The 22176-nt window shown below is 24.4% G+C and carries 28 protein-coding genes and 1 riboswitch; of the genes, 6 read left to right on the top strand and 22 right to left on the bottom strand.

Features of this window, described 5'->3' with window-relative positions; all coding sequences use genetic code 11:
- Window position 1 precedes the first annotated feature (1 nt).
- The 4 genes from moaA to alr all read right to left on the bottom strand — a co-directional run bounded on the left by moaA (window position 2) and on the right by alr (window position 3660).
- A complete protein-coding gene (gene moaA / locus ABFX13_RS07010; protein ID WP_346044279.1) occupies window positions 2-955 on the bottom strand; it encodes a GTP 3',8-cyclase MoaA in 954 nt (317 codons plus the stop codon).
- A complete protein-coding gene (locus tag ABFX13_RS07015; RefSeq protein ID WP_187005568.1) occupies window positions 939-1439 on the bottom strand; it encodes a MogA/MoaB family molybdenum cofactor biosynthesis protein in 501 nt (166 codons plus the stop codon). The genes moaA and ABFX13_RS07015 overlap by 17 nt, the downstream gene beginning before the upstream one ends.
- Before the next feature lie 150 nt (window positions 1440-1589).
- Window positions 1590-2528, bottom strand: coding sequence for a S66 peptidase family protein (locus tag ABFX13_RS07020; protein WP_346044282.1), 939 nt, complete (start codon window positions 2526-2528; stop codon window positions 1590-1592).
- Window positions 2521-3660, bottom strand: coding sequence for an alanine racemase (alr, locus tag ABFX13_RS07025; protein WP_346044284.1), 1140 nt, complete (start codon window positions 3658-3660; stop codon window positions 2521-2523). The genes ABFX13_RS07020 and alr overlap by 8 nt, the downstream gene beginning before the upstream one ends.
- A 146-nt stretch (window positions 3661-3806) precedes the next feature.
- On the opposite strand from alr, the gene ABFX13_RS07030 reads away from it, so the two are divergent.
- Complete coding sequence (locus tag ABFX13_RS07030) at window positions 3807-4604, top strand: M55 family metallopeptidase (protein WP_346044286.1); 798 nt, start codon at window positions 3807-3809, stop codon at window positions 4602-4604.
- Between the two features lie 44 nt (window positions 4605-4648).
- Here the strand turns inward: ABFX13_RS07030 and ABFX13_RS07035 are convergent, their stop codons facing one another.
- From ABFX13_RS07035 to ABFX13_RS07050, 4 genes are all read right to left on the bottom strand, one after another.
- The gene (locus tag ABFX13_RS07035; RefSeq protein WP_346044288.1) at window positions 4649-5194 is read right to left on the bottom strand and encodes a flavodoxin domain-containing protein; all 546 of its coding nucleotides are present in this window, start codon (window positions 5192-5194) and stop codon (window positions 4649-4651) included.
- Window positions 5195-5404: 210 nt separating this feature from the next.
- Complete coding sequence (locus ABFX13_RS07040; RefSeq protein WP_346044290.1) at window positions 5405-6508, bottom strand: phosphotransferase enzyme family protein; 1104 nt, start codon at window positions 6506-6508, stop codon at window positions 5405-5407.
- A 1-nt stretch (window position 6509) separates the two neighbouring features.
- Complete coding sequence (locus ABFX13_RS07045; RefSeq protein ID WP_346044292.1) at window positions 6510-7421, bottom strand: sugar phosphate nucleotidyltransferase; 912 nt, start codon at window positions 7419-7421, stop codon at window positions 6510-6512.
- Between the two features lie 234 nt (window positions 7422-7655).
- A complete protein-coding gene (locus ABFX13_RS07050) occupies window positions 7656-8522 on the bottom strand; it encodes a DMT family transporter (RefSeq protein WP_428833866.1) in 867 nt (288 codons plus the stop codon).
- Window positions 8523-8799: 277 nt separating this feature from the next.
- Between ABFX13_RS07050 and ABFX13_RS07055 the strand changes: the two genes are divergently transcribed.
- Entirely contained in the window at window positions 8800-9183 is a 384-nt protein-coding gene (locus ABFX13_RS07055) for a hypothetical protein (RefSeq protein ID WP_346044295.1), read from the top strand.
- Window positions 9184-9472: 289 nt separating this feature from the next.
- Window positions 9473-10036 carry a manganese efflux pump MntP gene (locus tag ABFX13_RS07060; RefSeq protein WP_346044297.1) on the top strand — a complete coding sequence of 188 codons (564 nt, stop codon included), beginning with the start codon at window positions 9473-9475 and terminating at the stop codon, window positions 10034-10036.
- A 106-nt stretch (window positions 10037-10142) separates the two neighbouring features.
- On the opposite strand, the gene ABFX13_RS07065 is transcribed toward ABFX13_RS07060, so the two are convergent.
- The 4 genes from ABFX13_RS07065 to ABFX13_RS07080 form a co-directional block, all read right to left on the bottom strand.
- Window positions 10143-10283: a hypothetical protein gene (locus ABFX13_RS07065; RefSeq protein WP_346044299.1), complete on the bottom strand. Its 141-nt coding sequence runs from the start codon at window positions 10281-10283 to the stop codon at window positions 10143-10145.
- Window positions 10284-10357: 74 nt separating this feature from the next.
- Window positions 10358-11482 carry a putative manganese transporter gene (locus ABFX13_RS07070; RefSeq protein ID WP_346044302.1) on the bottom strand — a complete coding sequence of 375 codons (1125 nt, stop codon included), beginning with the start codon at window positions 11480-11482 and terminating at the stop codon, window positions 10358-10360.
- A gap of 214 nt (window positions 11483-11696) precedes the next feature.
- Window positions 11697-12323 (bottom strand): hypothetical protein, encoded by a 627-nt coding sequence (locus ABFX13_RS07075; RefSeq protein ID WP_346044304.1) that lies wholly within the window; start codon window positions 12321-12323, stop codon window positions 11697-11699.
- Window positions 12324-12395: 72 nt separating this feature from the next.
- Window positions 12396-12875 carry a hypothetical protein gene (locus ABFX13_RS07080; protein ID WP_346044306.1) on the bottom strand — a complete coding sequence of 160 codons (480 nt, stop codon included), beginning with the start codon at window positions 12873-12875 and terminating at the stop codon, window positions 12396-12398.
- A gap of 133 nt (window positions 12876-13008) precedes the next feature.
- Here ABFX13_RS07080 and gltS point away from each other — a divergent pair, with 133 nt between their 5' ends.
- Window positions 13009-14244 carry a sodium/glutamate symporter gene (gene gltS, locus ABFX13_RS07085; RefSeq protein ID WP_346044308.1) on the top strand — a complete coding sequence of 412 codons (1236 nt, stop codon included), beginning with the start codon at window positions 13009-13011 and terminating at the stop codon, window positions 14242-14244.
- A 97-nt stretch (window positions 14245-14341) separates the two neighbouring features.
- Window positions 14342-14587, top strand: coding sequence for a hypothetical protein (locus tag ABFX13_RS07090; protein WP_346044310.1), 246 nt, complete (start codon window positions 14342-14344; stop codon window positions 14585-14587).
- A gap of 22 nt (window positions 14588-14609) precedes the next feature.
- On the opposite strand, the gene ABFX13_RS07095 is transcribed toward ABFX13_RS07090, so the two are convergent.
- Together ABFX13_RS07095 and ABFX13_RS07100 are read right to left on the bottom strand one after the other, a co-directional pair.
- The gene (locus ABFX13_RS07095) at window positions 14610-14747 is read right to left on the bottom strand and encodes a hypothetical protein (RefSeq protein ID WP_346044312.1); all 138 of its coding nucleotides are present in this window, start codon (window positions 14745-14747) and stop codon (window positions 14610-14612) included.
- Window positions 14748-14782: 35 nt separating this feature from the next.
- Window positions 14783-15145: a hypothetical protein gene (locus ABFX13_RS07100; RefSeq protein ID WP_346044314.1), complete on the bottom strand. Its 363-nt coding sequence runs from the start codon at window positions 15143-15145 to the stop codon at window positions 14783-14785.
- A gap of 174 nt (window positions 15146-15319) precedes the next feature.
- On the opposite strand from ABFX13_RS07100, the gene ABFX13_RS07105 reads away from it, so the two are divergent.
- Window positions 15320-15910, top strand: coding sequence for a DUF2238 domain-containing protein (locus ABFX13_RS07105; RefSeq protein ID WP_346044316.1), 591 nt, complete (start codon window positions 15320-15322; stop codon window positions 15908-15910).
- 57 nt (window positions 15911-15967) lie between these two features.
- Here ABFX13_RS07105 and ABFX13_RS07110 read toward each other — a convergent pair whose 3' ends face one another.
- The 8 genes from ABFX13_RS07110 to ABFX13_RS07145 form a co-directional block, all read right to left on the bottom strand.
- Entirely contained in the window at window positions 15968-16162 is a 195-nt protein-coding gene (locus ABFX13_RS07110; RefSeq protein ID WP_346044318.1) for a hypothetical protein, read from the bottom strand.
- A 165-nt stretch (window positions 16163-16327) separates the two neighbouring features.
- Window positions 16328-17170: a hypothetical protein gene (locus ABFX13_RS07115; RefSeq protein ID WP_346044320.1), complete on the bottom strand. Its 843-nt coding sequence runs from the start codon at window positions 17168-17170 to the stop codon at window positions 16328-16330.
- Window positions 17171-17294: 124 nt separating this feature from the next.
- The gene (locus tag ABFX13_RS07120; RefSeq protein WP_346044322.1) at window positions 17295-17984 is read right to left on the bottom strand and encodes a radical SAM protein; all 690 of its coding nucleotides are present in this window, start codon (window positions 17982-17984) and stop codon (window positions 17295-17297) included.
- A gap of 11 nt (window positions 17985-17995) precedes the next feature.
- Window positions 17996-18562 carry an ECF transporter S component gene (locus tag ABFX13_RS07125; protein ID WP_346044324.1) on the bottom strand — a complete coding sequence of 189 codons (567 nt, stop codon included), beginning with the start codon at window positions 18560-18562 and terminating at the stop codon, window positions 17996-17998.
- 1 nt (window position 18563) lies between these two features.
- Window positions 18564-19532, bottom strand: a complete 969-nt coding sequence (locus ABFX13_RS07130) for a nucleoside hydrolase (protein WP_346044327.1) — start codon at window positions 19530-19532, stop codon at window positions 18564-18566.
- Window positions 19533-19627: 95 nt separating this feature from the next.
- Window positions 19628-19672: riboswitch (PreQ1 riboswitch) on the bottom strand.
- 410 nt (window positions 19673-20082) lie between these two features.
- Window positions 20083-20370: a hypothetical protein gene (locus tag ABFX13_RS07135; protein WP_346044329.1), complete on the bottom strand. Its 288-nt coding sequence runs from the start codon at window positions 20368-20370 to the stop codon at window positions 20083-20085.
- 114 nt (window positions 20371-20484) lie between these two features.
- Window positions 20485-21075: an Ltp family lipoprotein gene (locus tag ABFX13_RS07140; RefSeq protein ID WP_346044331.1), complete on the bottom strand. Its 591-nt coding sequence runs from the start codon at window positions 21073-21075 to the stop codon at window positions 20485-20487.
- A 268-nt stretch (window positions 21076-21343) separates the two neighbouring features.
- A complete protein-coding gene (locus ABFX13_RS07145; RefSeq protein ID WP_346044333.1) occupies window positions 21344-22114 on the bottom strand; it encodes a DUF4428 domain-containing protein in 771 nt (256 codons plus the stop codon).
- Window positions 22115-22176 lie beyond the last annotated feature (62 nt).

Consider the following 22176-nt stretch of genomic DNA (forward strand, 5'->3'; position numbering starts at 1 on the left):
ATTAACCTCCGATTTGATACATATTTCTCTTAGTATCACTCTTTTTATTTTCCACTAAATTATGTTTTTCTGGTTTTATATATATAACTTCTTTTAAAACATTTAATAATTTATTGCCATCACTTAAATAAGGTTTTATATCTATTTCTTCGCTAGAATGCAAGCATAACTTAATACTACCATTTGATGTTACTCTTACTCTATTGCAGTTATTGCAAAATGAGCAACTCATTGGAGTAATTATACCTATCCTACCATTTGAATTATCTATTTTATAATATGATGCTACACTTTTTTCTTTGTATTTTGTAGTTTTTAAAATATCTATTTTATCTAAAGTTTCTTTTAAATTTATATATCCTTTATCAAACATTTTGATGCCTTCACCTAAAGGCATTAATTCTATAAATCTAACATCTATATTTTTGTATTTAGCTATATTTATAAAATCATAAAGTTCATCATCATTTAATCCCTTTATTAAAACACAGTTTACCTTTACTTTTAAATTTAAATCAATACACTTATTAAGTGCTTTTAATACTTCTTTTAAATCTCCACCTCTAGTTATCTTCTTATATTTATTATCATTTAAAGAATCTATACTTATATTTATTTTTTTAAGACCATTGTTTTTTAAATTTTCTATTTTATCATATAGTCCTATAGCATTTGTTGTCATACAAATATCTTCTATACAACATTCATCTTTTGTATATTTTATAAGCTTGTCTAAATTTTCATAAAGAAGTGGTTCTCCACCAGTGAATCTTATCTTTTTTATACCAATTTTTGAAAAACATTTTATTATAAATTTATAATTATCAAAATTTAATATTTTATTTATACCATTAAAATCCTCATCATTTGGCATACAATATATACATCTTAAATTACAATTATCAGTTAAAGAAATTCTTAAATAATCAATCTCTCTATTATACTTGTCTATCATTTGCACACTCCGTAGCTTCACCTTTTAATATATCTATTCCATGACCTATCACATCTATTACAAACTCTATACTTTCTATAGCACCTTTAGGGCTTCCTGGCAAGTTTATTATAACTGTATTTTTTCTTATTCCACTAATTCCCCTACTTAGTATAGCTCTTTTAATTTTTTCAGAAGACTTCATTCTTATATATTCACTAATACCTGGTATTTCCCTTTCTATAACCTCTTTTGTAGCTTCTGGTGTTATATCCCTTTTTGAAAAACCAGTTCCTCCATTAGTTAATATTAAATCTATATCTCTATCACAAAGTTTTATAATTTCATTTTTCAACATAACTTTATCATCGGGAATCATATTATAATATTTAACTTCATAATTATTTTCATTATTTATAAAATAAACAAGATTTTCTCCAGTTATATCTTTTCTTTCTCCTTTAGAACCTTTGTCACTTAAAGTTATTATTGCAACATTGAACATATATTCACCCCTTAAATTACATTTATATTCATGTCTAATTTTATCATATTTTGCTAATATTAGATAGCAATGATCACGATTATTATAATAAAAAACATTCGTATATATACTAAAAACAGTATATATACGAATGTTTTTTATTTTTAATATTTATTTTGTTAGTATTATCTTCTTATTAGTAGCATCTAAATTACAATTTACACCCAAAGGCATACTTATCATAGGTTTGCAGTGACCTGATTGTAAATTATATACACATGGCTTATTATACTTTTTAATTTTATTTAACAACAAATCATATAAGTCATAATCTTCTACTCTTTCTTTATTGCAATCTTCAAAATCTCCAAATATAATACCTTTGCAATCATTAAATTTACCAGATAACTCTAATTGAGTTAACATTCTATCTATCTTATATATACTTTCCCCTATTTCTTCTATGAATAAAATTTTATTTTTTACATCTATTTCATAACTAGTACCTATAGTGCTTGCTATTAAAGATAGATTTCCACCTATTATAATACCATTTGCGCTACCTTTTACCAAAGTGTATAACTCTTCATCTTCTGGATTTTTAAGTTCTAAACTTTCTTTACTATTTACAATATCCATAAAAGAATTATATGTAAATTCGTCCCAATTAGAAACTGTTGCTGCCATTATTCCATGAAAAGTTACTAAATTACAAATTTGATTAAATGCTATATGCAGTGCTGTTATATCTGAGTATCCTATAAATATTTTCGGATTGTTTTTTATAATATCATAATTAATTTTATCAAGTATTCTAGGAGTTCCATATCCTCCTTTAAGACATAATATTGCATCTATGTTTTTGTCTTCAAACATAGTTTCTATATCTTTTACTCTATCTTCATCTGTACCTGCTAAATATCCTTTATAACTTAAATAACAAGTGTTTCCCATTTTAACTTTATATCCAAAATTCTCTATAGTTTTTTTTATATTATCTAATTCATAATTTAATGATTCTTTACACAAAGGTCTATATGGACTTGATGGTGCTATTATACCTATAGTGTCTCCTTTATTTAATTTTTTTGGATATATCAAATTAATCATCTCCCAATATATAATTTAATTTTTTTATAATCTTATTATCTTTGATATATAATCTATCTACTCTTCTTGACAATAAACTAAGTATCTCATTTCTATTCGTATCACACATATTGGCAATTTCTAAAACATTTGGTCCATTATCCCCATATAATATAACATCTTTATCATAATCTTCTTTTTTTAAATTTGTTACATCTATAATCATCTGATCCATACATATTTTACCGATTATTTTGCAAGCTTTATTATTGACAATTACATATCCTTTATTTGATAATTTTCTTGGTATACCATCATAATATCCACAAGGTATAACGCCTATATACATATCTTTAGGAGCTATATAAGAATAATCATAGCTTATACCCTCTCCTTTGAGTACCTTTTTTATTTGAATAATCTTAGATTTAAAACTTATAGCTTCTTTTAAATTTAAATTAGATTCTCTACTGTTGTATCCATATATACTAGCTCCTATTCTTACCATATCTAAATGAAATTCTTTATAAGCTACCATACCTATACTGTCACAAATATGTTTTATAGGTATATCTTTGTATTTTAAAAGTTCTTGTGTCAATAATTTAAATTTATTAAACTGTTCATAATCTGACTTTTTATCTTTAAGAGCTAAGTGTGTAAAAATTCCTTCTATAAATATATTTTTAAGATTTAATATATGCTTTAAATCACTAATGTCACTATTTTCTATTTTAAATCCTAGCCTATTAAAACCTGTATCTATCTTTATATGAATTTTACCAATTATATTCAAATTCTTACACAGATTATCAATTATTATAGCTTGTTCTATAGAAAAAATAGTTATAGTTATATTATTTTTTATAGCTAAATTATAATAATTCTTTGGTATATATCCCATTACTAATATAGGTATATCTATATTACTATTTCTTAATTCTAAAGCCTCACTTAAAGTGGCAACACATATGTAATCAACTATATTTTTATTTATATTTTTACATATTTCAACTGCTCCATGTCCATATCCATTCGCTTTAACCACAATAGCTAATTTAGTTTTCCTTGATATGTAATTTTTTATTTCATTTATATTGTTGTTTATATTATCTAAATTAATTTGTGCATAGGTAGGTCTGAGTAAATTCATATTTCCACCTCAAATCTATTAAATACATATTTTATGTACTAAAAATATGAAAGTTATCAATAAAATATGTATATTTTTAAATTCTAAATACTATATCTATTATATAAAGATATGAACTTTATAATATTATTATTTGGAGGAAAATAATGAAAGTATATATTAGTGCTGATATAGAAGGTACGTGTGGAATTGTAAATTGGGAAGAGACTCATCTTAATTCTCCTTGTGGAGAATATCATAAATTACAAATGACTAAAGAAGTAAGTTCAGCTTGTAATGGTGCAAATAAGTGTAATTGCGATTATATATTAATTAAAGATGCACATGGAAGTGCAAGAAGTATAAATCAATCATTGCTTCCCCCAAATACTCACTTAATTAGAGGATGGACCAATGATCCACATATTATGATGTCAGGCATAGATAAAACTTTTGATGCTACACTTTTTGTAGGTTATCATAGTGGTGGTGGTCAAACTGGAAATCCATTATCACATACTATGAATAATTCTAAGTACGATTATGTGAAAATTAATGAAAACATAGCTAGCGAATTTATGATAAACGCCTATACTAGTGCTTATTACAATGTTCCTGTTGCCTTTTTAAGTGGAGATGAAATGCTTTGTGAGAATGCAAAAAAGTTAAATCCTAATATAATTACAGTTGCTGTATCTAAGGGAATTGGCGATGCAGCTATATCTATTCATCCTCAAACTGCACTTGAAAATATAAAAGAAGGTGTATTTAAGGCTTTGTCTGGCGATTTATCTAGACATATAATAAAGCTTCCAGATGAATTTAATATAGAAATAAGATTTAAAAAACATCAAGATGCATTTAAAGCTTCTTTTTATCCTGGTGTTAAACTTATAAATTCTCAAACTATTAATTTCTATACAAATGATTATTATGAATTTTTAAGAATATTTTTATTTATATAATTAAATAAAATAGCTAATGATAATTGTCAAATAAACAATTATCATTAGCTATTTACTTTTTTATTAATGTTTTCAATTAAATCATTTATTGATTTTTTATCAGTTAAATCTACTTTTTCTTTAAAACCTTTTAATATATTTAAATCATCTTCTGTTAAATCTACCTTATTTTTATTTTCTATAAGCTTCTTAAGAGTCTTCATCATAATTTTGTCTAAAATATTTAAAGATTTATATTCAAATGCACCCTTAAAGTTATATAGTTTAAAATCTTTATCTTTAAAATCATCTAAGTTATTTTTTATTATATCTTCTTTTTTTGATTCACTTATATTTTCCATTCCAACAGTAAATATAAATAAATCTTTATCTCTTACTTTATCATAATTTTCTTTTATAAAGTTTATTCCATTTATTTTTCCTCTATATATACCTGCACCAAATACTATAGTATCATATTCAAGTAAATGCTTCGGTCTTATGTCAGTAATTTCATATAAATCTGCATCTAACTTCAGCGTAAGCCAACCTGCATATTTTTTAGCACTTCCATATTTTGTTTTGTATATAACTGCAATTTTTTTACTCATATAAACACCTCTTCTTACAGTTTATTTTATCTCTCTATATATTTATATGACTCATTTCGTTATTTTCCTTTATTTAGTTTATTTTTTAATATATTTTTATAACCTAATTCTTTGCAAAACCTACACTTTATTTTAAATTTTCATGTAGTATTTCAAAATATAAAAAGGTTAACTTAAATTAAATCTTTAAGTTAACCTTTTTTATTGCTATTAAGAATATTTAAGAACTATATCTTTCATTTTATCCATACTATCTTCCATATCTTTAACTAATTTAAACTGATTTCTAGCTCTGTCTAAATTGTGATTTTCTCTTTGTATCTTAAAGTATACATCTCCATTTATATAATCCACCAAAAATCTCATTCCACATTCAAAAGTCATAAGCTTAGCTCCAAATGGAAGATATTCTTTTTCTAAATTCGTTAATGAATCTTTAGTTTCTTCTAAAAAACCTTTTACAAATTCTTCATATAAATTCATATCAAAATTAACTTTACTTAAATCAATTTCATCTTCTAAAGCTGTAGTTGCTCCAGAACGTATTGAATCCCCAAAATCATATGCAATTAATCCTGGCATTACAGTATCTAAATCAATAACAGCTATAGCTTCATCCGTTTTTTCATCTATCATTATATTGTTAAATTTAGTATCATTGTGCGTTACTCTCAAAGGTATATTTCCTTTTTCTATCATATTTACTAATACTTCACAATCGTCAGCTCTATCTAATACAAATTTAATTTCTTCTTTAACTAAATTTACTCTTTTTAGTGGGTCTAAATTCACTACTTCTAAAAAAGTTTCATATCTTTTTTTAGTATTATGAAAATCTATTATAGTTTCATATAGTTTTTCAACGTTAAAATCTGATAATTGCTGTTGAAATTTACCTAAAGCTTTTCCACATTTATACATATGAATAGGCTCTTCAACAATTTGGTAAGTTTTCGCATCTGTTATATATACAAAAGCCCTAAAATAATTTCCATCACTACTTAAATAATAATTTTTATTATCTAGAGTTTCTATTATATTTAAAGTTTCTCTAAGTGGATTTCCATTTTCTTTTATTATTTTAGATTTTATATGCTCAGTTACATTTTTTATATTTTCCATTAATTCATCTGGATTTTCGAATATATTAGTGTTTATTCTTTGCAGTATATACCTTACTATTTCTTGGTTATTTTCAAAAGTTAATATAAATGTATCATTTATATGTCCACATGTATGACTTTTAGCATCTATAAATTTCCCTTTAAACTTAAAGTTTTTTACAATATTTTTAAAATCATATTCCCTAATCACATTACTCCTCCCACAATTTATCAGGATATATATCACCCATTAAATTATTAATACTTTTACATACATTTTCTTTATCTTTTTTATATGTAACCCCATACCATTGCTCTTTAGATACTAAAACTTTAACATTAGCTTTTTTTTGTTTTATCATACTATCAATAACTGATGGTATATAAAATTCAGCTTTTAAAATATTATCTTTGTTATTATGTAAAAATAATCTAAAATCTTTTTCTAGTTCATTAAAAATTGTTGGTTTAAACCCCCATATATTCATAGAAACAATACTTCCTTTTTTTATATCTACCCAATTTAAATCATCTTCAGTATATTTAATACCATTTTCAAACTGTTTAATAGAAGTTCGTTCTGTTATAGATAATAAATTGTTGTACTTATCGACTTCGCATATCCCCCTTGCTACAGTACCATTTTCTGTTAAAGTATTTTCTAAAACAAATCCTGCCATCAAATATTCAAAATCATCCTTACTATTTACTAAATAATCATAAATTATTTTATAAGTACTTTGGCCATAAAAATCATCAGCATTTATAACCACAAAAGGTCCTTTTATAACATCTTTGCAACAATAAATTGCATGTCCCGTTCCCCAAGGTTTTTTTCTTTCTTTTGGTAAATTAAAATCTTTTGGTATCCCAAAATTTATATCTTGAAATACATATTCAGTTTCTATTATTTTTTCAATTTTTTTACCTATTTTCTCTCTAAATACATCTTCTACCTCTTCTCTTATTATAAATATTACTTTAGAAAACCCTGCTTTTATTGCATCATAAATAGAATAATCTATTATAATTTCTCCATGTGGTCCTACTGAATCTATTTGTTTTAACCCCCCATATCTACTCCCCATTCCTGCAGCCATAACTACTAATGTGGGTCTTGTCATAATACTTCCCCTTTCTTTGAAAACATTGTCTATACATAAGATATTATATTATACTTAATCAAAATATTCTATAATATATTACTTAATATAATCTACTTTATACTTATATATAATTTTTATTTTCTACTTTTTAAAATTTTCTAAAAAAAAAATTAGTTATATTAAAATATTCATATTTTAATATAACTAATTTTATCATTATTAATTTTTATTAAATTAATTAAACTTAAATCTTTATTTTTTTAATACAAATGACAATTTTGTTTCTGCACATATGATTGCTGTAAATATAAGTATACTGCCCATAATCATCCTGAGAGTTATTACTTCATTTGCTATTAATACAGAAAAAAGCATCCCAAATATTGCTTCAGTTGATAGCAATATAGCTGTTTTTGTTCCATCAACTTTAGTTTGACATACAGTTTGCCCAAGAAAGCATAAAGTTGTATTAAATACACCTAAAAATAATACGGATGATAAAGTTAATTTATTTATAGGCGTATAAATTTCTCCTACTAATATCTGTAACAATAAAGATAATAAAAATGCTGTTGTCATTTGTATACATGTAAGTACCACAGGATCATGCTTTTTAGTAAATTCACTTGTAAAAAATATGTGCATAGCAAATCCAACTGCACATATTAAAGTCAAACTATCTCCAAAACTTATACTAAAACTAGAATCTAATGATATTATTCCTATACCTATAAGTGCAATTAAACTACTCATAATTCCTATTTTATCAATTTTTCTCCTGTATAAAAGACATCCCACAAATGGTACCATTACAACATTAGCTGCCGTTAAAAAAGCACTTTTTGATGATGTTGTGTATCTAAGACCAAACGTTTGAAAAGAAAATGCTGTAAATAAAAATATACCTAGTATCATTCCAGCAATAATATCATTTTGATTTATATTTTTAACCTTGTTAAAAAATATAATACTTATTAAAAATGCCCCTATAAAAAATCTACCTGTCATCAGCTGAAATGGTGTAAGTCCATTTTCAAGTCCTAGTTGTGTTGCTACGAATCCACTTCCCCAAATTAAAGATACTAAAAGTAATCCTATTTCTCCACTATATTTTTTTATAAAAATTCCCCCCTTTAAACATCTACAATCATATTATATTAGTTATCGTATATTTTTTCTAGAGTTTGACTAATCTTTGTGTTTATTATCATTTTCAGAATACTAAAAATTTTTATTTATTAGTATATCTATATGTTTTTTATTCATATTTTTGATGTATATAATATTTTCGAAAATATAAAACATTCTACAAAAAACAAAACTTATTTACAATATTTTTTGCTGGTGCTACTATGTATTTATAATAAATCTAAATTTTCTTAGGGAGATGTTAACAATGAAATTCAAAGAAGAAATAAAGCATGTTGAAGAGGAGCTAAAAAAAGATATAGAAGGATTAAAATATAAACATGAAAGTAAAAAAGAGTATAAAAAAGAAGAACATGAAGAACATAAATTTGCAAAAGAATTAAAACACCAAATGGAACATGAAGAACATGAAGAAGAAAAAGAAGACAAAAAATTAGGTAGAGAAATAGATAAAGAAATAAAAAAAGAAGAACATGAAGAGCATAAATTCTCAAAAGAATTAAAACATCAAATAAAAAAAGAAGAACATGAAGAAGAAAAAGAAGCAAAAAAAATAATAAAAGAAATAGATAAAGAAATGAGAAAAGAAGATAAAGAATTAAGAAAAGAATTAAAAGAATTAAATAAATAAGATACAAATTATTTATTATTATAAACTTAATCATATGATATAAATTTACCAATATAAATTTGCTATATTTCATATATTAAATATAGCAAGTCCCTCTAACCTATTTAAATATACTTTAATTTTAGAAAATAAAATTAATTATATAATTAATATAAAAAATAGACTATATAAATACAATAATTTATATAGTCTATTTTTTATATTAAACTTGTACTATTTATCCATATATTTATATATATATTAATATTGATTTTTTTATATTATTACTTTATTAAAAAGGAGGATCCTTATGAATATAACATTTGTACTAATGACTTCTTTTGCTTTATCTATGGATGCATTTACAGTTTCATTATCTAAAGGAATGAATGTAAGAAAAATAGATTTTAAATTAGCTCTTAAAATTAGTCTTGCATTTGGTTTATTTCAAGGGTTAATGCCACTTTTAGGATGGAGTTTGGGTATTAGACTTTCTGAATATATAAAATCTATAGACCACTGGATAGCATTTATATTATTATGCTTTTTGGGATATCAAATGATATTTTCTAAAGATGATAAAAATAATTCTTCTAAGTGCAATAATTTGGATATATTCATATTGGCAATAGCTACTAGTATAGATGCCCTTGCTGTTGGAATTAGCTTTTCATTTTTAAATATACCTATAATTCCAATGGTAATTTGTATTGGGATTATAACTTTCTCAGTTTGTTTTATAGGTGTTTTAATAGGAAATAAAATGGGAGCTTTCATAGGAAAATTTGCTAAATTTATAGGAGGAATTATACTTATATTAATAGGATTTAATATTTTCAATGAACACACAAACTTTATAAGATATTTTATGTAATTTCTATTGTATTAAATTGTATATACATCTTTGAGCCTATGAAATAACTTATATACTACATATTATAGTGTAAATTTAAAATTTAATAAAAAATAAGAGATATCTCTTATTTTTTATTATTAGATATATAATGTCCAATCCATATTCCAAGGCCTAATGTAATAAGCGTTGTAAAATTAATTTTTGTAAATAATATGCCTGCTAATAAACCTATTACAATTCCTACAATCATAGAATTATCTTTCATATATTTCCTCCATAATATATTTCATATTATAGAGTATGTGTCTATGTTAATATATTAGTACTTAATTTTTAATACTAAATAAAATATACTATTAGTCCAACTAATATAGCAGGTATAGTAGTTACTATAGTAGCCCACATAGCTGATTTTTTATCTAGTGCAAGTAATGGAAATAATGCATCTCCATCCTGAGATATTGTATTTGAAACTAATGCTGCAAATGGTAAGCTTCCTTTTAAGTAAAATGACATAACTACAATTTGAATGCCACAACCTGGTATTATTCCAAGTAAAGCACCTGCAAATACACTTAAAACTCCAGCTCCTAATATTAAATTAACTAATACTTCTTCTCCACCTGCTATAAATATAACAACATCATAAATTATATAAGCTATAAATATCCAAACAATTACAAATGATATCTCACTTACAGAATGTATAATAGTTTCTTTTAATGACATTAATTTATGTTCATTTTCTTCAAAATTTTCATTTTCTATAACTTTTTTAGTCATTATCATATATATAAATGAAGATATTATACCTAATATAGCTATAGCTTCTTCGAAAGAATGTAACTTTTCTATAAATCCAAATTCTAATCCTGAATGGGCTAAAACCATAAATACAAATCCTATTAATAATAAAAATAAATATATTTTATAACCAATCCCATGAACTATTTTATGAGATATATGATAGAATTTATTGTGATTTTTTATGTCACAAGCTTTTGCACTTGCATTTCTTAATTCTAAACCTTTTTGATTATATTTTGAATCTTTTTTACATTTATGTAAATCAAGTCTTTGTTCCATTTTTAAATAATCTACTAAGTATCCAGTTATAATACCTACTAAAAAACTTATTATAGTTAAATTTATGTATGCTTTAAAATCAGTTGCCATAACTAAAAATGCACTGTCTCCCATACTTGATATCAAACTTGCTACTATAGTTCCAAAGGTAACTTTACTACTCATATATAATGGCATTAAAACTATACTTCCTCCACACCCTGGTAGTGCTCCTAACAAAGCTCCCACAAGTGGTTGTAATTTTTTATTTTTACTTATTATATCTATAAAATTTCCGCTCGTTTTATAGTTTATATATCCAAATAATAATATAGATATACTAACTAATGAACCTACATGTAAGAAGGTTTCTTCAGCACTATTTACTAATATATTCATAAGCATGCCTCCTCTAATTTTCATATTTTAAATTATAACATTTTATTTTTTATTCGTAAATGATTTTCTTTTTCATTTGCAAGAACCTTATACTTTTTAATTTATGTCCAATGAACATTATATTAATCAATTTTTTTAATTTTTATCATCATTAATATACGTTAAATATGTCTGTATTGTTACAAAAAATAAAAAGTAAAATAGCATAGCTATTTTACTTTTTATTTTTTTGATCTATTATAGTTTTCGTAGTATCTACATCTTTTGCTATACATCTTTGTGTATTTATTCTTTCTCCTACTAAAATCGTAGACATTAAAGTTTTTAATTCTTCTACTAGCTTATTAAATTCTTCTGTATTTTCTAAATTTTCTTCTCTATCGATTATCGTTTCTGTAGTATCCACACCTTTTATTGAATCAGTTTCTGTATTTAATTTTTCTTCAGATACCATTGCATTTACTAATCCCTTAGCTTCTTCAGCTAATTCTTCTATTTCTTTAATTCCTATATTTTCATGTTCTTTTTGATCTATTATAGTTTTTGTAGTATCTATATCTTTTGCTATACATCTTTGTGTATTTATTCTTTCACTTACTAATAATTCTTCTCCTACGCCTTTTAAATTTTCTACTAAATTGCTTAGTTCTTTGTATAATTTATTCATTTCACTTTGACTTAATTTATTCTTACTTTCTTTTTTGTCTATTATAGTTTTTGTGGTATCTACATCTTTTGCTATACATCTTTGAGAGTTAATTCTCTCACTTACTAACATAGTATCCACTATGCCCTTTACCTCATCTTTAAATAATTTTAAAACTTCATTTAGTCTGTTCATATTTGTCACCCCGTAATGTATTTTTATATTTATATATTACCCTATTTTGCCATGATAAAACAATATTTTATTTTAAATTTTATCATTTTTATTAATTGTCGATTGTTGTGCTCTATTTTTCATTAGTTTAACTTGATTTTCTTTTATATTGTCTAATGAATTTAAAAATTCTTTGCATTGAGCATTATCTATGTATATCAAACAAGAAGTCTCATTTATATTATCACATACTTTAGTAGCTATTCTTACATGATCTTCTAATTGTTTTGTTTGATATTTATAAATTAAATCTAACCTATTTACTTTTCCTTCTATAGTTATATTTCCATTAGACTCATCTATTGTCATGTCTATATTTTTTTTAGTTTCACCTTTTACTATATTGTTGTATTTACTATATTTATATGTGTAACCTTTATAGTTAAATCTATTACATTCATTAATTTTTTCTAATATATATTCTGAATCATCTTCTTTCCTAAATTCATCTAAGTCATAAAAATAATATTTTGAGAAATAATCTATATTGAATTTTTTTTTATTATCATACATATTAATACTCCTTAAAAAAAATAATGTATAAATATTATTTCAAAAAACTCTTATATTTATTTATAAAATATTTTTTATTACTATCTTCATTAATCATTCATTGAAGACATATAATTTTTGAGGAGGTGATATATTGATAACTATAAATTTAAATTTAATAGCTACACTCTCTATAGCTATAATATTATTTCTTATTGGGTCTTTTTTAAAAAATAAAATTAAATTTTTCAATAAATTTTGCATTCCATCCCCAGTTATAGGAGGTTTATTATTTACTTTAATATCATTGATTTTACAACTTTCAAATCTAATTAATATTAATATTTCAGAAAATATTGTACCTTTTTTTATGAGTATATTTTTTATAGTACTAGGTCTTAGTGCTAGTTTTAAACTTATAAAAAAAGGTGGTAAACTTTTATTTACATATTGGATACTTTGTGGAGGTTTAGCTCTTTTTCAAAATATAATATCAGTTGTAATGGCTAAAATTACAAATGTTCATCCATTAATAGGACTTATGTGTGGAACAATATCTATGGAAGGTGGCCATGGAAATGCTGCAGCTTTCGGAAGAACCATTGAAGGTATGGGTGTAGATGGTGCTGTAACAATAGGTCTTGCTGCTGCAACTTTAGGCATAATTTTAGGAGGTGTTTTAGGCGCTCCAGTATCTAGGTACTTGATTGAAAAATATAAACTTAAGCCTAGCTATATATGTTCCAATAATCCAACAAATTTTAAATCTAATCTTATTAATATTAATAAAAATTATTTAACTAGAAATTTTAAATCTAATAAATTTAATACTACAATTTTTTTTGAACAAGTTTTAGTCATACTTTTATGTATTAACATAGGAGAATTAGTTACAAAAATATTATATATAAAAACTAATATCATTTTACCAAGTGTTGTAGGGTGTATGGTTGTTGCTTTTTTATTTAGAAATTTTAATGATTCAATAAATATAATAAAACTTGATTTTAAACTTCTTAATTTTATAAGTGAAATATCTCTTTCAATGTTTTTAACTATCGCTCTTATGAGTATTAATTTATTAGATTTAGTACATATAGCAGGTCCTATGTTTATAATAATACTTACTCAAGTGATATTTGTTTTACTTTATGCTGTTTTTATATGTTTTAAATTACTTGGTAAAAATTTTGATGCTGCTGTTATGGTATCTGGCCTTATAGGGCATGGACTTGGTAATACTCCAAATGCATTAGCCAACATGAATTCTGTAACTCATAAGTATGGAATATCTGAAAAAGCATTGTTAATAGTTCCTTTAGTAGGTGCTTTCTTACTTGATATATTTACACTCCCTTGTATAATAATATTTATAAATACATTCAGATAATTTTGCATTTTCCTAATTTTTGTAACATATGTTACAGATTTATTTTTTAATTTAATTTATAATAAGTTGAATTATTTAAAGTTTAGGAGGAATTTATATGTCTTGTGGATGTGCAAATACAAATAAAAATGATGGAAAGCAAGTTGTTGATTTAGTAAGAAGTAAAGGTAAAGGAAATTTCCCACTAAGAACACCTCACGAAATAGCTTGTGTTAACTGTTCTAAATCTTTTATCATGAATACTCATGTGGATAAATGCCCTCATTGTAATATGACTTATGGAGTTACTCCTTGTAGTTCTATGAATAAGGAAAATATAAAAGCTGCTGATATAAATTATTAAAAAACTCCCTTAAGGGAGTTTTTTATTTTAAATTAGAATTATCTTTTTCCCAAGCTATAAATATAAATTCTTTACCAGTAATATCATTAATCATTTTTTCAGCTTTTTTTATTTCATCTTCTTCTTTTTTATTTAAATCAGCTATTTTATATTCTTTCATAGTTGCCTCCTATATATTAGAATAACTTTTTTGTATTAATGTTTATCTAAATCGTTATCTACTGTATCTATTTTATTCATAACCTTTTGGATTTCTTCATTTGATGGATGTTCTTCATTTTCATAACTTAATCTATTACTATTAAATTCATTTATTTTTTCTTCTAATTCTGAAGTTTCTTTAACTTCATTATCATAATTTTCTAAATTATACATGTAATCATCATAAACTTCACATTGTTTTGATTTAGATTTTTTATATATCATAGCAGCTCCTATAGTTGTTCCTATACCTAGAGCCGTAAGTGTAGTAAACTTTATAGCTTTACATCTTTTTTGTTTTCTTTTTTGTTGATTTTTATCTTCTTTAACAGCTTTATACATTCTAGTCACTAGCATATTAAAAATTTCCTTTCTTTCATTTTAGATTTGTTACTTAATTGATATTAGTATTTGATATTATCTAAAAAAAACACAATTAATTATTGTCATATTAGGAATTTTTATGCTACGAATAAAAATGTTTTTAATATAATATATTAGTTAATATATCTATATAAGGAGTGTTTTAAATTGTCATTTTCTAAAAAAGAAGTTTTAAAATATTTAAATATTACTACAAATATATTAATATTGATTTATACAATATCTTTAATATACTTTATTTTATATGGTGAAACTTTTCAAATAACACCTTGCTTTTGTTCACTTATTATAACAAGTTTTATAAAAATTATATCCAAAAATTTTCTGAATATAATATCTCCAGCATTGATATTTGCTATACTTGTATTTGTTTTTATTGCTTCATACTTAGGTTCTAGTTTTGATTTTTATGGTATAGTTAATCATTATGATGATATAATGCATTTTTTATCAGGAATTTTAGTAACACTATTTGGATATGATTTATTCAAAATGTTAAATCCAAAGAATTTAGATATTTATAAAAACAGAAAATTAACTATTTCATTTGTATTTTTCTTTAATTTAGCTATAGCTGGGTTATGGGAAATCTTTGAATTTTTAATAGATCAGTTTTTCTTAACTAATATGCAAATTGGAGGCCTTAATGACACTATGATTGATATGATTGATGCATTATTAGCATCTATCATATTGATTCTAAGTTACGAATTTTTTATAAAAAAACTAAATAAATAAAACCTCACCTAAGGTGAGGTTTTATTTATTTAGTTTATCTTTTTCTTAAAATAAATTTTACTTATCATATTTTCCTTCTGTGTAATTTTTTACAATATCTACAAATCCTAATATTTCTAAATCAGCATCAGTGCCATTTAAAATTTGATTGTAATACCAATTTGCAAACTCTGGATTTGCTAGCGTTTCATTAAGTTTTAAGAAGTCTAATTCATTAAAATTAGTACCTTGATTTTTACTTTCTTCTGTCATCAGTATCATCTCCTTAAGTAGTATTATTATTACTGATAAACATTTTAGATATGCATTTAAATATATATTTACTTTATTATATTCAACTTTTGAAAATTATTACCTTTTTATATAAAATAAAGCCTAAAATCTTTTATCATAGATTTTAGGCTTTTAAATATCCATTTATTTCATTAATATAGCTTCATTTAACTTTAAGTTCACTTCTACAGTTGTATTATTATTTATATCATCATAAACATATCCTATCACTTCTAATTTTTTTACATCATTAGGATGAACAGAATTTAACTTTATCTCTTGAGATTTTTTTATTACTTCATATGAATCTAAATGTGTTACATTTATATATTCACCTTTATCATTAAGCTCTGCAATTTCTAAAACTACACTACCAATATCTTTATCTGAAATATTTTTTATTGTTATTTGTGCATTATATCCACCTTTAACTTTATTTGTTATTTTAGGTTCAGATATCCCTAATACATCATACTTTTTATATGCAACAATTTTTTCATTAGTATTTAAGACATTGAACTTATCTTTTAATAAATCTACATATATTAATTGATTATCTAAATTATAAGAATAACCTATAACTTCTATTTTTTTTGTAAACTTTTTATGAGCAGATTGAATATAAACACTTTGTCCTGGTTCTAAAGTTATTTTAGACAAAGCCTCAGTCTTAGCTAAAGCATTATTCTCATTATCATATTCTCTAAATATTAACTCTATATTTCTTATATTTAAATCACTTATATTCTTAACTTTAGTTTTTGTATCAATAAACTTATCGTTATTATCATTAGAATCATCTGTAACTATTGGTTTACTTATTTCTAATACATTTGCATCTTTATAACTCATATTTGATTTTACACGTTCTAAATTTATTTTATCATTTTCAATATTATTTTCATTTGATGCACACCCTGAAAGAATGCTAACTGTAAATATTAATATTATGGATATTATAGATGTTTTTTTTACACTGTCGTTCATATATTAGCACCTCAGTTCTATCTCTATTTTATTATATTATACTATATATGACTCCAGTTACAATTTTTTTTTAATTTTTTTAATATTATTGTAATCTTTTTTCAATATTAATCCATTATATTAATTATTCTCCAACTCCAAAATCAGTATTATTATAAAGAACTTCTATTTTGCTATTTTCATCTAAAAAACTATACTTTTCTTTAAACCAATTTACTAATTCTTCATCTCTTTTTATATTTGTTGTATTATTTACAAATACATTTATAGTTGCATGTTCAAAATTATTTAAAACTATATCCATATCCTTATCAATCATTTCTTTACTTTGACCCTTTATACCTACCATTATACAAGGTGAATCAAAATACTTTTTAAGTTCTTCAACTGATTTAAATTTAGCATTTTTATTTAAAAAATTATTTCTAAAGTCATAGTCAAAACTTTCTACCCCAATTTTAAACACTATAGGTATATTAAAAAATTCTCTCATTTCATTTAATCTATTTTTATAAGACCAATGACTTTCTAAAAATAATTTTTCTATATTTTTTTCTTCTATTATACTTTTTATTTTTTCTAATGTTTTTTTAGGAAGCTCAAAACAACTTCCTGAGTTTATAACTTCTAATACTTTATACTTTCCTGTTACATTGTCTAAAGTTTTAAAGTTTATTTCATTCATTTCATCTTCATTATCATCATTATCTAGTGTATAATCACAAAATGAACATTTACCCCATACACAAGAAAATCCTTTTAATAATACTATTTCTCTTTGATTTTTATTCGTAACTTCACTATATCTATCCATTGTTCTCTCCATTAGTTTTTATTAGTTTTTAATTTATATATAAAATTAGATGGTATTGATAATACAGCACTATTTACAAGTAGTACAGCTATAAGTTTATCTATATAGTCTGTAAATACTTGAGTTAAAAATACACTTAAAACTTTATTTATTCCAAGTGTTGACAATATTTGTACTACATAAGAAGAGCCTGATGATGTTACTCCTCCAAATACAAAAGCTGCTATTATAGCACTTAATATAGAAGTCGGAATCGAAAATGCAAGCACCCCTAAAGGTGTTTTTAATCCATTTAAAAAACCTTTTTTATACATTAATCCAGCTATTAATCCTGTTGAAATTTGAACTGGCATAAAAAAGAATGAATAAATATCAAAAGTTATTCCACTTACCATACTCCCACAAACACCTGTAATTATTGCATACTTAGGACCTAATGTACATGCTATAAATATAGTTCCTATAGAATCTAAGTATATAGGAAGCCTCAAGTTTAAAGCTATAAATGCTCCTATTACATTTAGTGCTATTCCCAATGATATTAAAGTTAAATTTATTGTTGATAAATTTTTTTTCATATTAAATTATTCCTCCTGTAGTATTTATTTTGTCTACATGAGATGGAAATAATCTTTTTAAAAACATATACATAAATTCTTTTTCATTAGTTTGAGTAAGGACAACACTATTTGGTTCCTTTTTATAAAAATTAAAAGAATCTACAACAGATTGTCCCATAGCTATACCATCTTCTACTATTTCTACATAACTTTCAAATCCACTACATAAGCTTCTATTTATAAAATAAGCAACTGCTAGTGGGTCATTTATTACACATCCTATAATACCTTCTTGTTCCCAATGAAAATCAATATAGAATCTAGTTATCTGTGTAATGTACTTAGCTAAATCTTTATCAAGTCTATTGATAAATTCTATTATATTTGGTGTTAATACTATTTTTCTTGTTACATCTAGTCCTACCATATGAATTTTTTTAGGTAAGTTCTTGTAAACATAATCCGCTGCATGCGGATCTACCCAATAATTAAACTCAGCCACTGGAGAACAGTTTCCGTGTATTCTAAAAGCACCTCCCATAGAAATAAATTCATCTAGGTTATTAAAAGCTTTTTTATCTTTCATAAGTGCTTTTGCAATATTTGTTAGTGGTCCTAATGCTATTATAGATACATCTTTATTATTTTTTAATGTTTCTATAATAAAATCTACACCACCACATTTAATCTTTTTATTAATCAGTATTTCGTAGAAATTTTCTCCTAATCCATCTTCTCCATGAGTGTCTTGAGCTGTTACAAGTTCTCGTTTTAGAGGATTTTCTTCTCCAACATATACATCTATGTTTTCGTTTGAAAATCTATGAAGTGTATACAAAGCATTTTCAGCTCCCATTTTAGCAGGCACATTCCCGCTACAAGTTGTTATCCCCAGTATTTCTAGCTCAGGTGAGTTTATTGCTAATAATAAAGCTAGAGAGTCGTCTATTCCTGGGTCACAGTCAATTATTACCTTTCTTTTTTGCATAACAATCTCCTCCTTAAAATTTATAAAGGAGAACCTTACAACTTTTTAATTAAAAGTCATAGCTAAGGGTATATCTTATATACTGCCACTATATAAATACCTTAGTTTTTTATACTTGGAGGTTCTCGAACAAGTCCCAACATTAAATTGTAACATTGGATTTTCAATATATTCATTAATTTATATTGAATAAAAGTCAGTAATTAGTCAGTTTTAATTTTTTATTCACATTATCAACAACTAATACAACTGCTTTTACTAGTTGATTATACATTCAAATTTATTTTTTTTCAATAATATAATTAATCTATTGAATTAGATAAATTTCATAAATTTAACATATAAATTATTTTTTATACAAGGACATGCAACTTTTTATATGTGTTTAGCATATGCTATAACATGCGTAGCGAACATGTAGCAAGTGTAACGCAGTTAACTTGACGGAATGTGAGTGAAGTGTTTATGTTATCTCATAGCAACCTAGGCACATTCTATGCTATTTTAAATTATATAAAAAATAAACAGGAGAGTGTCTGCTCTCCTATTTTTATGCCACATTTTGTTCCTCGATATTAACTTTTAACTCTGGAGGTAAATTGGTTATCAACGCTTTATAACTATCATTACCTTTAATTAAATGTAAAGCTGTATATCTTTTTAGGTTAAGTAAATCATCTACACAATATCCATGTACTGCAAATTCCTTTTCTAAAGATTCAAAAGCTTCTTTATCTACACCTGCTATTAAAGTATAAGTCGTATTAGCTCCTTTTAAAGATGCTCTAACTTCTTTTGATAGTCCTTCTAAATTATGAAGAGTCAGTATATATTTCAACTTAAACTTAGCACTTTGAACGAATATTTTAGTTAATATTATGTAATCTTAGCTAAGAACTTGCCTGTCCTTTTAGAGAAATAAAAAGACTAGGATTTTTCCTAGCCTTGTATATTACTCCAAATTATCTACAGCATATTGAGCTTCTTCTTCCGTAAATTTCTCACCGTGTTCTGATTTTAACTGATCATAAATTGCACTTGGAGACATCGCCATACTTCCTTGATATGTTTTTGCTTTCTTCAATGCATTTTCTTTCCAATTAGCATCTATATTATCTATAGCATATTGAGCAGCTTCTTGTGAAAACTTCTCTCCATATTCTGATGTTAACTGGTCATATAACCCTGCCTTAGACATTGCCATCGTATCGCTATATACTTTTGCTTTTCTTAGTGCAGATTTATATTCTGTCGGAATATCTTCTTTTATTTTTTCTTTAGCTGCAACTTTTTCTGTTGATTCAGAGTTTGTTTTTTGCGCCATTTCTTGACTTTCATTATTATCACTTTTTATTGATGAAGAATTAGTATTATTTCCACCACCAGAGCCTATAGCTCCTATTATTAATAGTGCTAAAAATCCTGTAAGTATTTTATGCTTCATAAAGAAGTTTCTTTGATCTTTACCACAATTAATACATTTTTTAACTCCTTTTGCCAATTCTTTACCACATGCTTTACAATTAGTTAATTGATTCTTCATTTTAATTCCTCCCTAAAACTTATTTATGATAGCAATAATAAGTATACATTATTTATATTGTCATAATTTGTCATTTCTTGTCATTATTTTATTATTTATTTAATTTTTGTATTTTTAGGCATAAAAAAAGGAGTACCAGTTGCCTTGCGTATTCCTTTTGCTAGTTAATAGGTCTAGCAACTACTGAATTTTACAACTACAGTTCGTTGGTTGAATAATTATTAGTATCCTCAATTATTTTTACTCTATGGTAAATATTCATAGCTATTTATAACAATATTCCTAGTATTATTTTTTTCTTTTTATCAAACTCTTCTTGAGTTATTATTCCATCATCCAATAAATTCTTAAACTTTAGAATTTCATCAACTTCAGATGAGATATTTTTAACTTCATTTTTAGATTTTTCATTATTTTCCACAATAATAGATAATACAGATAAAATATCCTGTGCTAATTTATATGATGTTTTATATGTAAAAGAATTTGTTTTTGTTTTTGCTTTTATCAATTTAATATATACATTAGGATTATTCATATTATTTAATGTTATTTTTATTTGTAATGAATTAACTATAGAATTTGTTTTTTTCTTGCCAGTAACACCACCAACAATAGCTCCTACTCCACCTAGTAAAACACCACCAGCAATAGCACTTCCTAATCCACCTTTTGTTATAGTCTCTCCATCTTCTAATAATTCAAACTCAATGATATCTTTATAATTATAAACTTTAGGATTTCTTTTTTTACCAGCAAATCCATCTGGTATAAGCCATTGTTTTTTATTATCATCAAATTCAATATAAACGCCTATTTTTTTTGTTGGATTAAAACTTTTAACACACTCTTTATTTTCTGCATTTTTATTTATTAAATTGATTGCTTCTTCAATCGTAACAGTTTTTAATGGCTTTTTTATGGGAAATAGACCACTCTCCTTTAAACATTTTCCACAGATATATCCATCAGATAATTTTATTTTTGTTAACTCATCTTTACATATAGAGCAAGTTTCTTTTTTTGAAAATAAACCCATATATAAGCCTCCTTTAATTTAAAATGTCAATTTTTATAATATTATAATTTGGATTTATTTTC

The organism is Paraclostridium tenue (genome assembly GCF_039521565.1).
Taxonomy (GTDB): Bacteria; Bacillota; Clostridia; order Peptostreptococcales; family Peptostreptococcaceae; genus Paraclostridium; species Paraclostridium tenue.